General features: G+C 64.9%; 11 protein-coding genes. 1 reads left to right on the top strand and 10 read right to left on the bottom strand.

The features are described 5' to 3' along the window. Window positions 1-69: 69 nt before the first annotated feature. From gatA to dnaK, 4 genes are all read right to left on the bottom strand, one after another. Complete coding sequence (gene gatA / locus ACQRA4_RS10415) at window positions 70-1,533, bottom strand: Asp-tRNA(Asn)/Glu-tRNA(Gln) amidotransferase subunit GatA (RefSeq protein ID WP_427823010.1); 1,464 nt, start codon at window positions 1,531-1,533, stop codon at window positions 70-72. A gap of 10 nt (window positions 1,534-1,543) precedes the next feature. Continuing rightward, on the bottom strand, window positions 1,544-1,840 hold the full coding sequence (gene gatC, locus ACQRA4_RS10410) for an Asp-tRNA(Asn)/Glu-tRNA(Gln) amidotransferase subunit GatC (RefSeq protein WP_427823009.1): 297 nt from the start codon (window positions 1,838-1,840) through the stop codon (window positions 1,544-1,546). Window positions 1,841-1,907: 67 nt separating this feature from the next. Beyond that, entirely contained in the window at window positions 1,908-3,314 is a 1,407-nt protein-coding gene (locus tag ACQRA4_RS10405; protein WP_427823008.1) for a hypothetical protein, read from the bottom strand. A gap of 160 nt (window positions 3,315-3,474) precedes the next feature. Further along, a complete protein-coding gene (gene dnaK, locus ACQRA4_RS10400; protein WP_427823007.1) occupies window positions 3,475-5,394 on the bottom strand; it encodes a molecular chaperone DnaK in 1,920 nt (639 codons plus the stop codon). Window positions 5,395-5,709: 315 nt separating this feature from the next. On the opposite strand from dnaK, the gene ACQRA4_RS10395 reads away from it, so the two are divergent. Further along, window positions 5,710-6,543: a split-Soret cytochrome c gene (locus ACQRA4_RS10395; RefSeq protein ID WP_427823006.1), complete on the top strand. Its 834-nt coding sequence runs from the start codon at window positions 5,710-5,712 to the stop codon at window positions 6,541-6,543. A gap of 266 nt (window positions 6,544-6,809) precedes the next feature. On the opposite strand, the gene ACQRA4_RS10390 is transcribed toward ACQRA4_RS10395, so the two are convergent. From ACQRA4_RS10390 to dnaX, 6 genes are all read right to left on the bottom strand, one after another. After that, entirely contained in the window at window positions 6,810-6,962 is a 153-nt protein-coding gene (locus ACQRA4_RS10390; RefSeq protein ID WP_427823005.1) for a hypothetical protein, read from the bottom strand. Beyond that, a complete protein-coding gene (locus ACQRA4_RS10385; RefSeq protein ID WP_427823004.1) occupies window positions 6,959-8,386 on the bottom strand; it encodes a methyl-accepting chemotaxis protein in 1,428 nt (475 codons plus the stop codon). The genes ACQRA4_RS10390 and ACQRA4_RS10385 overlap by 4 nt, the downstream gene beginning before the upstream one ends. Window positions 8,387-8,544: 158 nt before the next feature. Then, the gene (locus ACQRA4_RS10380) at window positions 8,545-9,351 is read right to left on the bottom strand and encodes a ZIP family metal transporter (RefSeq protein WP_427823003.1); all 807 of its coding nucleotides are present in this window, start codon (window positions 9,349-9,351) and stop codon (window positions 8,545-8,547) included. Between the two features lie 71 nt (window positions 9,352-9,422). After that, the gene (gene recR, locus ACQRA4_RS10375) at window positions 9,423-10,034 is read right to left on the bottom strand and encodes a recombination mediator RecR (protein ID WP_427823002.1); all 612 of its coding nucleotides are present in this window, start codon (window positions 10,032-10,034) and stop codon (window positions 9,423-9,425) included. A 6-nt stretch (window positions 10,035-10,040) separates the two neighbouring features. Further along, window positions 10,041-10,352: a YbaB/EbfC family nucleoid-associated protein gene (locus ACQRA4_RS10370; RefSeq protein WP_427823001.1), complete on the bottom strand. Its 312-nt coding sequence runs from the start codon at window positions 10,350-10,352 to the stop codon at window positions 10,041-10,043. A gap of 16 nt (window positions 10,353-10,368) precedes the next feature. Further along, window positions 10,369-12,144, bottom strand: a complete 1,776-nt coding sequence (gene dnaX, locus ACQRA4_RS10365) for a DNA polymerase III subunit gamma/tau (RefSeq protein WP_427823036.1) — start codon at window positions 12,142-12,144, stop codon at window positions 10,369-10,371. Window positions 12,145-12,158 lie beyond the last annotated feature (14 nt).

Below are 12,158 nucleotides of genomic sequence, written 5' to 3'. Positions count from 1 at the left end.
ATGCCTGGCGCGGGCATTCCCGCGCCACATCCCCAAGGCAATCGCGGGCCGCTTCCGCCGCGATAGGCTCTACAGCGCGGGCCGCCCGATGCCGGGCAGGGCCTGCTCCAGGGCGTGGCCGACGCCCAGCAGGCGGGCTTCGCCAAAGGCCGGGCCGATGAGTTGCAGGCCCACCGGCATCCTGCTGTCCGCGCCCAGGCCCACGGGCAGCGACAGGCCGGGCAGGCCCGCCAGATTCAGGGACAGGGTGTGGGCGTCCATGAGGTAGGTCTGGAGCGGGTCGGCGGCATGGCTGCCCAGCTCCCAGGCGGTCACCGGCGAAACCGGGGCGCAGAGAATATCGCATTGATCCAGCGCGGCCAGGTATTCGTCGCGTATCAGACGGCGCACCTGGGCGGCCTTGCGGTAGTAGGCGTCATAATATCCTGAGGAGAGCACATAGGCCCCGAGCATGATCCGGCGCTTGACCTCCTGACCGAAACCTTCGGAACGGGATCTGACATAAAGCTCCTCAAGGTTTTTCACGTCAGGGGCGCGGCGGCCGTAGCGCACGCCGTCAAAGCGGGCCAGGTTGGAGCTGGCCTCGGCCATGGCGATGATATAGTAGGTGGCGATGGCCGCGTTGGTATGCGGCAGGCTCACCTCCACCAGTTCCGCGCCCTGTTCGCGCGCGCGAGAGAGGGCGGCGTCGCAGGCGGCGCGCACTTCCGGGGCCAGACCGTCGCCAAAGAACTCTTCGGGCAGGCCCAGGCGCGCGCCCCTGAGGGCGTCGCCCCGCGTCAGGGCGGCGGCATAGTCGTCCACAGGGCGCGGATCGCAGGTGGAATCACGCGGGTCATGCCCGGCAATGACCGTCAGCACACGGGCGCAGTCTTCCACGGAGCGGGTCAGGGGGCCGATCTGATCCAGCGACGAACCATAGGCGATGAGCCCGTAACGCGAAACGCGGCCATAGGTGGGCTTGAGGCCCACGCAGCCGCAGAAGGAAGCGGGCTGGCGAATGGAACCGCCCGTATCCGTACCCAGTGAGGCAAAGCACTGGCCGGCCGCCACCGAAGCCGCCGAACCGCCGGAGGAGCCGCCCGGCGTCTTGGCCGTATTCCAGGGGTTGCGGGTTTTCTGATACGCCGAATTTTCCGTGCCGGAACCCATGGCAAATTCATCCATATTGGCCTTGCCCAGCAGCACAGCCCCGGCTTGACGCAGCTTTTCCACCGCAAAGGCGTCGTAAATGGGGGTGAAGCCCTCCAGAATGCGCGAACCGGCCGTGGTGGGCATGCCCTTGGTGGACAGGGCATCCTTGACGGTCACGGGCACGCCCCAGAGCGCCCGCGCGGGGTCCGGCCCGGCGGCGTCCAGTTGGCGGGCGCGCGCCAGCGCGCCGTCCGCGTCCACATGCAGCATGGCGGCTATTTGCGGTTCCGTGGCCTCCATGCGTTCCAGACAGGCCTGAACGGCCTCCGCGGCGCTGATTTCCTTTTTCTGCAAAGCCGCGGCCGCCGCCGCGAGCGAAAGCGAACATATCTCGGTCATGCCAATGTCCTTATACTATTCTCGGAACAATGAAGTATTCTCCGTCCGCTTCCGGCGCATTGCCCAGCGCTTCCTCGCGCGAACGCCGGTTGACGGCCTGATCTTCCCGGCCCCGGGCCGTGTGTTGCGCCGGGCTGTAGAGGGGTTCCACATTGTCGGTATCTACCCGAGCCAGCACGTCCATATAGCCCAGAATGTCCCCGAACTGGCGGGCAAAGAGTTCCTGTTCCTCGTCGCTGACGCGCAGCCGGGAAAGCGCGGCCATGTGCGCCACTTCTTCCCGGCTGATGGTGTTGTGTGCTGCCATTGCTGATCCTTTGGTGCGAAAATTGACCTTGTGTGATGAACCTGCTGTTTTGCAAAAGCGCGCGGTTTCAGCGCCGCGTGGGCAGACGCAGCTTGTACGAGGGCTGCGGCGTGGGGCTCAGGGGCAGGGCCGCGGGCGTTGTCGCGGGCTGAACCGCTGTGCCGGACTGGGAGGGCATAGCCGGCGTCTGATCCGCCGCGGGCGGCAGGCCGGGCACAAGGGGATTGCCCTCGGCGTCCACGGCGGGCAGACCCTGCATGCGCAACGCGGCCCGTTGCAGCACGGCTGTCCGGGTCTGCTGAAATTGCTCCAGATTGAGCGGGCTTATGCCCGTGGGAGAGGGCTGGAAGATGAAAAGACGCTGATGGGCCACGCCCGCGCCGTCCCATGTGATGGGGGCCATGCCCCTGATCATTTGCGCGGCGCGCCCGGCCCGGGCCGTGATTTCCGGCGTCGTCAGCCGTGAGTTCAGGCCCAGATTGACGGCGAAGCGCGTAAAGTCATAGCCCAGAGCCACCCAGAAGTCATTGCCCGGGGCCTGCAGGGCGCGCGGGGCGCGCGCCGCGTTCCACGCGCCGGGAAATACGGCCAGGGCGTATTTTTCAGCATTGGGCGTCTGCCTGCCGGACAGGCTTTGCTCCCAGAGGGTGGTGCCCAGCAGCACCAGGCGGTCTTCGCCGTTATAGAGCAGACTGGTGGTCAGCATATCCATGTTTTTCCAGGAGTCGGGCAGGAAGAGAGCCTCAAAGGCGGTCTGCGGCACGGGCGTGCCGTTGCCCCCGGCCTGAGTGGGGTTGATCAGGGGAGCCACGGCCGTGCTCCAGGAACTGGCGTCAGCCGGGTCATAGGCGGCCTTGTGCAGCGGCATGTTCCGCCTGGTCAGGCTTTGCTCCAGCAGGCCGGTCATGCGCGCGCCATAGGCGTCCGAGGGGTAGAAGGCCCCGTAGGTGCGAATGTTCAGACTGTCTGCGGCAAAGGCGATCAGGGCGTCTATCTGATCCTGCGGACTGGGGAAAAAGCGCCAGGCGCGCGCGCCTTCGTCGCCTTGTTCCAGACTGGGCAGAAAGGTGAAAAACGCCCGCTGGTCCACAGCCCCGGCGGAGCGGGCCTGGGCATAGTTGCGGGCCTGCAGGGGGCCGCCCACCACGGCGCAGGCCGGGGGCAGGGCCGAAAGTTTGTCCAGCCAGCCCGGCGCTTCGGTGTTTATGGTTTCCAGGCGTATCGTGATGCCGTCGGCGGCCAGCTCTTGCCGGGCCAGGGCCGCGCCCCGGCCGATCTTGCCGCTGATGGGCGCATAGGGGCCGGAGGCCGGCAGGGCCAGCGCCACGCAGGGCCCCTGAGCCGCGGGGGCGGCGGGAGCCGTCGGCGCGGCTCCGCGCTTGAGAAAGGGCAACTGGCAGGCGGTCAGGCTGAGAACAGCCGCCAGGGTCAGGGCGGTGGCACAGAATCTCAGGCGGTAACGGGGGCTGCGCATGGCGGCTCCTTTGAGACATATGGTGAAAACGCATCCGCCGGAGCATGGGCGCTGAAGCGGCCATGACTCTCGAAGCAATAAAAAAAGGTCCGGCTTTTTACGGCCAGACCTTTTTAGTACAGCGCAGGCGTGCTGGCAAGCCGGGGAAACCGGCCGGGATTTATTTCTTCACTTCGGTGTAGTCGGCGTCCACCACATCGTCGTTGCCGCTGCCGGCGGAAGCGTCCGCCCCGGCGGCGGAACCGGGCTGACCGCCGGCGGTTCCCGCGCTCTGCTGGGCCTGCTGCTGGTAGAGCTGCTCGGCCAGCTTGTGCGAAGCCTTGGCCAGTTCCTCGGTGGCGTTCTTGATGGCCGCGGCGTCCTCGCCTTCCATAAGTTTGCGCAGCGAGGCGATTTTGCCTTCAATGTCGCTCTTTACGGCGGCGTCGGCCTTGTCGCCCAGGTCGGCCAGAGATTTTTCCGTGCCGTAAATCAGGCTGTCGGCATGGTTGCGGGCTTCAATAAGCTCCTGCTTTTTCTTGTCGTCGCTGGCATGGGCTTCGGCCTCGCGCACCAGGCGCTGAATATCCTGCTCGGACAGGCCGGAAGACGCCGTGATTTTGATGGACTGCTCCTTGCCGGTGCCCATGTCCTTGGCCGAAACGTTGACGATGCCGTTGGCGTCGATATCGAAAGAAACCTCAATCTGCGGCACGCCGCGCGGGGCCGGGGGAATGCCGGTCAGGTCAAAGCGGGCCAGGGTCATGTTGTCGCCGGCCATGGGCCGTTCGCCCTGAAGCACATGGATGGACACCGAAGGCTGGTTGTCCGCCGCCGTGGTGAAAACCTGGCTTTTGCGCGTGGGGATGGTGGTGTTGCGCTCAATCAGCCTGGTGAACACGCCGCCCATGGTTTCAATGCCCAGGGAAAGCGGGGTCACGTCGAGCAGCAGCACATCCTTCACGTCGCCGGTGAGAATGCCGCCCTGAATGGCCGCGCCCATGGCGACCACTTCGTCGGGGTTCACCGAACGGTTGGGCTCTTTGCCGAAGAACTTGCCCACCACCTGCTGAACCAGGGGCATGCGGGTCATGCCGCCCACCAGAATGACTTCATCAATCTGGCCGGGTTCAAGACCGGCGTCAGTGAGGGCCTTGTTGCAAGGCTCGATGGTGCGATCCACCAGGTCGCTGACCAGAGATTCCAGCTTGGCGCGGGAGATTTTGATCAGCATGTGCTTGGGTCCGTTCTGGTCGGCGGTGATGAAGGGCAGGTTGACCTCGGCCTCCATAGCGGTGGAGAGGTCTTTCTTGGCCTTTTCCGCCGCTTCTTTCAGACGCTGGAGGGCCATGCTGTCCTTGGACAGGTCAATGCCGTTTTCTTTTTTGAATTCTTCCACCAGGTGGTTGATGACGCGCTGGTCAAAGTCTTCGCCGCCCAGGAAGGTGTCGCCGTTGGTGGCGCGCACTTCCACAACGTTGTCGCCCACTTCCAGAATGGAAATATCAAAGGTGCCGCCGCCCAGGTCGAAGACGGCGATTTTTTCATTGGCCTTCTTGTCCGAACCGTAGGCCAGGGATGCGGCCGTGGGCTCGTTGATGATGCGCTTGACTTCCAGGCCGGCGATGCGGCCGGCGTCCTTGGTGGCCTGGCGCTGGGCGTCGTTGAAGTAGGCGGGCACGGTGATGACCGCTTCCGTAACCGATTCGCCCAGATAGGCTTCGGCGTCGGCCTTGAGCTTGGCCAGAATCATGGCCGAAATTTCCGGCGCGCTGTAAACGCGGCCGTCCACCTCCACCCCGGCATCGTCATTGGGGGCCTTGGTGATGAGATACGGGGAATGCTCTTTCCAGCGGTCCACCTCGGGGCTGTCATACCTGCGGCCCATGAGACGCTTGATGGCGAAAATGGTGCGCTTGGGGTTGGTCACGGCCTGGCGCTTGGCAATTTCGCCCACCAGGCGTTCCTTGTCGGTAAAAGCGACCACCGAAGGCGTGGTGCGGCCGCCTTCGGGGTTGGTGATGCATTTGGGGTCCTTGCCTTCCATGACGTAGACGCAGGAGTTGGTGGTGCCCAGGTCAATGCCGATAATCTTGGACATATGGGAATCCTCCTCAGGGAAAATCTTTTGAAGCCGAGCTTCGCGCCATGAGGGCGTCGGGGCTTTCTTTGTCTCCGGCGTCGGGTGGGGGCTCTCTCCGGGCACGTCGGCGGACATCGAAAAAAGTGCTGTTTCGGGCGGCGACGCCGCGCGGAACATAAGGTAAGTACTTCTTTGGCCGCGTCCAGTGCCGCGCGGGAATTTTTTGCAAAAAACCTGTTTCCCACCCGGGATTCTGTTGACCTCGCGCGCGGGGGAGGCTAGTGATTTTTAACAAGCTGAGAATAAGAGGAATTAGCGTAAAAGGAGGATTTGATGGACGCGAACAGAAGACATTTGCTTTGCGGAATCGGGGGCCTGGCCGTGGGCGGCGCTGTGGCGGGCCTGGTGGCGCCGGCTCTGGCCGCGCCGCAGGCTTCGGGCGGCGCGCGCTTTGCCCAGGTCGGCGGCGATTTCGGCTGGCAGCCGCACAAGCTTGATGCGGACGAGTGCGCGCCCGTGGCGTACGAGGGCTACTGGCACAAGGGCTATGCCTGCGGCTACGGCGCGTTTTACAGCATCATCGGCATGATGGGCGAAAAATTCGGCGCGCCGTACAACCAGTTCCCCTTTGCCATGCTGGAAGCCAACAAGGGCGGCATCTCCGACTGGGGAACCATCTGCGGCGCGCTTTACGGCGCGGCGGCGGCCTTTGCCCTGTTCTGGGGCCGCAAGGAACGCACCCCCATGGTCAACGAGCTGTTCCGCTGGTATGAAACCACGGCTCTGCCCATTTACAATCCGGGCGACAAGGCCACGGGCTTCAAGGGCGATCTGCCGTCCAACGTATCGGGCTCCGTGCTTTGCCATATTTCGGTTTCCAAATGGTGTTACGAGCACAAGCTCGAAGCCACCAGCAAGCAGCGCAGCGAGCGTTGCGGCCGTCTCACGGCCGACGTCTGCCGCAAGGCCATTGAAATCATGAACGCCAAGATTGAGCAGGGCAAGAACTACAAGGGTTCCTTCCCGATCCAGAAAGCCGTGGCCGGCTGTGGCGAATGCCATATGACCAAGGGCAACGACGCCAACTGGGGCAAGGGCGTTATGGACTGCACCCCCTGCCACAGCGGCGGCAAGGCTGTGGCCGACAAATTCAAGAATCACCCGTAGCGAAGACCGCCCGCCGACAGCGGACAATAGTAAGAGGCCGGAGCTTTGCTCCGGCCTCTTACTATTGACAAAGCCCGCGAAGCGGGGTTTGCGCCGTCTAAGCCGCTTGCGCGGCTTGACGGAAAGACACGAAAATCAGTCGCTTACGGCGCGGCGAAGCCGCGACCTGCTCCTGATTTCCGGGGCCGCTGACAAAGGGTCAGCAGCCGGCCGGAGCTTTGCTCCGGCCTTTTTGCGGCTGACAGGGTGCGGGAGAATCCGCCGCGTTAGGCCGCGGCGCTCTCTCCGTTTTCCTGCATGCCCTGGGCGCGGATGCCGTCCAGGATATCCTTGAGCACATGGGCCTGGTTGGCCATGTCCATCACCTGATTGGAAGCGCCCTGCATGGCTTCGGCGATGTCCGCGCTCAACTGGTTCACTTCGGAGATGCTGCGGTTGATTTCCTCGGAGGCGGCGGACTGCTCCGTGGCGGCCGCGGCGATGGCCGACACCCGGCTGCTGGAGTCTTCGGCCAGGGTGGAAATCTTTTCCAGAGAGTTGCCGGACTCTTCGCCCATATGGCCCGCTTCCTCAATGCGTTCACGGCGTTGTCCACCGTGACGGCGCTTTTGCCGGTGCCCTGCTGGATGGCCGCAATGGCGGATTCCACTTCCTGGGTGGCCTTCATGGTCTTTTCGGCCAGCTTGCGCACCTCGTCGGCCACCACGGCGAAGCCGCGCCCCGCCTCGCCGGCCCGCGCCGCCTCAATGGCCGCGTTGAGGGCCAGCAGGTTGGTCTGGTCCGCCACATCGCGAATCAGGGTAAGCACCGTGCCGATGTCTCTGGCCTGCTGGTCAAGCCCGGCCATATCGCTCTTCAGACTCACGGACTGTTCCCGTACCGTCCGCAGGCTTTCAATGGTTCGCCGGACAAGGCTGTCGCCTTCCCCGGCCTGCTGCTGCACGGAGGTGGCGGCCTCGGCCGCGCCCTCGGCATTGCTCGCCACTTCCAGCACCGTGGAGTTCATTTCGTTCATGGCCGTGGCCGCTTCGGCCAGACGGGCCGAGGCCACGCCGGCCTGATCCTTGACGTCCGTAAGCGAAGCGGTCAGCGTTTCGGCGGCGTCATTCAGGGTTGTGACCACGCCTTCCAGTTGCTCCACCATGGCGGAGCGGGCCTTGGCGGCGGCTGTTTTGCTCGCTTCTTCCAGGCGGATTTTTTCGGTGATGTCCTCGCCGATTTCCACATGGCCGATGGGAGCGCCCGATGCGTCATGCAGGAAATCCAGCGTGATTTGCATGGTTTTGCCGTTGGGCATGTGGTTGATGACCCGCTTGTTGCCCAGACGCAACTGCTCAATGCCGCACTGGGGCGTGTCGCAGATATTGCCTTTCTTTTCAGAGCAGTGCAGGCCGCGCACCTCGTCCATGCTGGCTTTGTTCATGGATTTGAGCGAGGCCGTGTTGCAGAAGGTCCAGTGCATGTTCATGTCAGTGACCGAGATGGCCCAGGGCAGGGTATTCAGAATGCCTTCATACCAGCCGGCCTGTCCCTCGCACCGCGTCACCATGCTCGTGGCGGCCTCGGCCAAAGGCTTCAGGCCGCCACAGGCGTTTGCCTCCAGCGTCGCCTTTTTGTCCCCCTTGCTGACGGCGAAGATGTAACCATAGATTTTATTCAGGGGCGCCAGGCGGTTCGCCGTAAACAGCGCGCCCAGCGCGCCAATGACTACGGCCGCGATCAGACCGGGCAAGGCGTCGTCAAAGGCTGCGCGGCCGCAGACGAACAGCGTGCCGCAAGAGAGGAGCAGGGCGCCGATCTGGACGAGCAGCACGGTGGTGGTGATGTTGAGACGCATATGCATGATCTCCTCAGCGATTAAATTGTGGCTGGCCGGCATTATTCACATGGGTTGCGGGTAAGTCGCCAGCGGGTGTGCATGATCATCTATCGGCATTTGCGGACGGAACGTTATGCGTGCGGCTTTTCGCGCGGAAAAAAGCGGCGCGCCCCCCCCGACCGTCAGCCCGCCAGGGCGGAAAGCATGATCACCAGACAGACGCCCGCGATACAGGAAACAGTGGCCAGGTTGCCATTGCCCGAGGCATTGGCTTCGGGCGTCACTTCTTCCACCACAACATATATCATGGCGCCGGCGGCAAATGCGAGCGCCACGGGCAACAGCCCGGCGGCGCTGCCGGCGGCCAGCGCGCCCGGCACGGCGCCCAGAGGGGCTGTAACGCCGGAAAGCACGCCGTAAAAGCAGGATTTGCGCGCGGAAAAGCCCTCGGAGCGCAGGGCGGCGGAAACCACCAGCCCTTCCGGCACGTTTTGCAACATGATGGAAAGGGTCAGCACCAGAGCCGTGCTCAGCCCCGCGCCCGGGGCGGCCATGCTTTCGGCGCCGGCGGCGCCGTAACCCACGCCGATGGCCAGACCTTCCGGGATGTGATGCAGGGCCATGGCCGTGACCAGCAGAATGCTGCGCCGCCAGCTGGTGGAAAGACCTTCGGTCGTATTCTGCAACATATGGATGTGCGGCAGCACACGGTCCAGACACAAGAGAAAGGCCGCGCCCAGCAGCAGGCCCGCCGCAATGGGCAGGAAGGCCAGACGCCCCAGGGGGGCGGCCAGCTCCAGGGCGGGCCGCAGCAGGCCCAAAAAGGCCGCGCCCAGCATCATGCCCCCGGCCGCGCCCAGCAGGCAATCCATGGCCCGGCGCGAGAACGCGCGGCGGGTGAAGATGAGCGCCGCGCCGAGGCTGACGGAAAGCCAGGAGAGCAAACCGGCCGCCAGGGCCTGGAAAGCGGGATGAGAGATCATATCCACAGGCGCGCCTCCGCCTTGCAAAACGCGACGCCGTTCAAAAGGCCGCCGCCCGGTTCAGATCACGCGTGTTCTCAGGTCAGATCCTGCCTGTACTGCAGGGATTGGCGCAGGGTTTCCCTGTCCATGTACTTGACCTCCGCGCCCAGGGGGATGCCCTGGGCCAGACGCGAGACGCGGATGCGGGGAAAACGCTTGCGCACCATCTGGCGAATGAAGGAGGCCGTGTTTTCCGCCTCCAGGGTGGCCCCCAGAGCCAGAATCAGTTCCGCCACCTCGCCTTCCTCCAGCCGCCGGGTCAGCCTGGCCAGGTCAAGGCTCTCCGAATCCATGCGTTCCAGGGGGGCCAGCAGGCCGCCCAGAATCATATACTGGCCCCGGTAAAAGCCGCCTTCGTCCAGCGTCAGCATGCTGTCCCATTCGGCGACCAGGCAGAGCGTGTCGCGCGCGCGTCCGGCATCCGCGCATACGGGGCAGGGGTCCGTGGAGGACAGGCCGCCGCAGCGCGAACAAAGATGCAGATTGTCGCGCAGGTCATGGATGCCCCGGCCCAGGCGGCGGGTTTCGGCCTCCGGCCACTTGAGCAGGGTCATGGCCGCGCGCATGGCCGATTTGGGCCCCAGGCCCGGCAGACGGGCCAGTTGCTCCACCAGGGCCCTGAGCGGTTCGGGGATACGCTCTTGCATGGACGCCTAGAATATGCCGGGCAGCCTGATGCCGCCGGAAATATTGTTCATTTCGCGTTCCATGGTCTCACGGGCGATGCGTCCGGCCTCGTTGACCGCGGCCAGAATCAGGTCTTGCAGCATTTCCACGTCGCCGCCTTCCAGCGCCTTGGGGTCGATGGTCAGCCTGCGCAGCTCCTGCTTGCCGGAAACTTCGGCCCTGACCATGCCGCCGCCGCTGGCCGCCTCATACGAGCGCTCGGCCATTTCCTGCTGAAGTTTGGTCAGCTTGTTCTGCATGACCTGCGCCTGACGCAGGATGTCATTCATATTTCGCATGTTGTCTCCTTGGGGATTATTTGATTTCCGTACAGTGAACAATAGACGCCTGGAGCACCTCCAGACAGGGTTGCAGCTCCGGCTTTCTGCTGAACTCCTCAATAAGCTCGGCCTCGCCGCGCGGCGGACGCGGGGCAATGAACTCCAGCCGCGGCGCGCCCGCTCCGAAAGCCGCCAGCGCCGCTTCCAGCGCGCCGCGCTGTTTCTCCATCTGGTGAAGCAGGGTCTGGGCCTTGGGCGTCAGACGCAACCGGCGTTCCTGCCAGTCAACGCCCAGGCCGCGCAACAGATGCGGCTGCGGCGCGGGCCGCCCGGCGCTCTGCTCGGCCGCGCAAAATTCGCAAAAAGCCTGCCAGTCGCGCTGAAAGCCGGGGCGCGCGGCCTGCCCGGCCTCCGCCTTTGCGCCAGGCGTCGGGTTTGGGCCTGTTGCGGCGGGCGTGGCGGGCGCGTTCACCGGTTCCGGATCAGCCGGAGCGGGATCAGGCTCCTGTTCGGCTTCCGTCTCCGGCGCGGCCGCCTTTTCCGGCGCGCGGCTTCCGGCTGCCGGGCGCTGCGCGGGCTGCTGCGGCGCGGCTTGCGTGGGCGGCGTGTCCGACCGCGGGGCGACGGACGCGGCCTGAGCATCAGGTGGAACAGTGGGGGGGGGCGTGGGCGCATCATGCGCCGCTTCCTGTTGCGGCAGGCGTTCCAGCGGCAGCAACTGGGGCAGCAAGGCCAGGTTGAGCAGCAGCAGTTCCAGAGCCGCCGCCGGTTCCGGGCTCTGCACAATGCCGCGCTGGGCGTCCAGGGTCATTTGCCAGGCCGCGTGCAGATGCCCGGCGGAAAAGCGCGGGGCCAGCGCCTGCTGAAAGGCGGCCTCGTCAGCGGGCAGGCGCAGGCTGGGCAGCATGGCGGCCCCGCCCTGACGCAGCAGAAAAAGATTGCGCAGGTTGCCCGCCAGTTCCCGCACGAAAAAGCCAATGTCTACACCCTGCTGGAGAATCTGGCGTGAAAGCTCGGCCACGGCGGCGCAGTCGCGCCCGTGCAGGGCCTCGAAGAGGCGGCCGAACAATTCCTGCCCGGCCAGGCCCAGCACATCGCGGGTCATGGCCGTGGTCAGGCTTGCGCCGCCCAGGGCCAGGGCCTGGTCCAGCAAAGACATGCCGTCGCGCACGCTGCCGGCGGCCCGTCGGGCCAGCAGGCGCGCCGCGCCTTCCTCAAACGCTATCTTTTCTTTGCGCAATACGCCGCTGAGGTGCTCGGTCAGGGCGTCTTCGCCCAGATGGCGGAAGACGAAATGCTGGCAGCGGCTGACAATGGTCACCGGAAATTTGTGCGCCTCGGTGGTGGCAAAGATGAAGACCACGCGCTCCGGCGGTTCCTCCAGCGTCTTGAGCAGGGCGTTGAAGGCGTTGCGGGTGAGCATGTGGGCTTCGTCGATGATGAAAATCTTGTAGCGGCCCTCCATGGGCGCGTAGCCAACGGTTTCGCGCAGGGAGCGGGCGTCTTCCACACTGTTGTTGGAAGCGCCGTCGATTTCGGTGACGTCCACATGGACGCCCTGGGTGATCTTGCGGCACTGGGCGCATTGGTTGCAGGGCTCGGGGGCGGGGGCGCGCTCGCAGTTGAGGGCTTTGGCAAAGATGCGGGCGATGGTGGTCTTGCCCACGCCGCGCGTGCCGCTCAGCAGGTAGGCCGCGGCGGGGCGGTCCTCGGCGGCGGCGCGGGACAGCACGGCCTTGACCATGTCTTGTCCGGCCACCTGGGCGAAGGTCTGGGGGCGGTATCGCGCCGCGAGAGAAAGATGCTTCATGCGGGCCTGTTGCG

Source organism: Desulfovibrio sp. SGI.169 (genome assembly GCF_050313595.1).
Taxonomy (GTDB): Bacteria; Desulfobacterota; Desulfovibrionia; order Desulfovibrionales; family Desulfovibrionaceae; genus Desulfovibrio.
The sequence above is the reverse complement of the archived record's forward strand: the minus strand, read 5'-3'. Positions and strand labels throughout refer to the sequence as shown.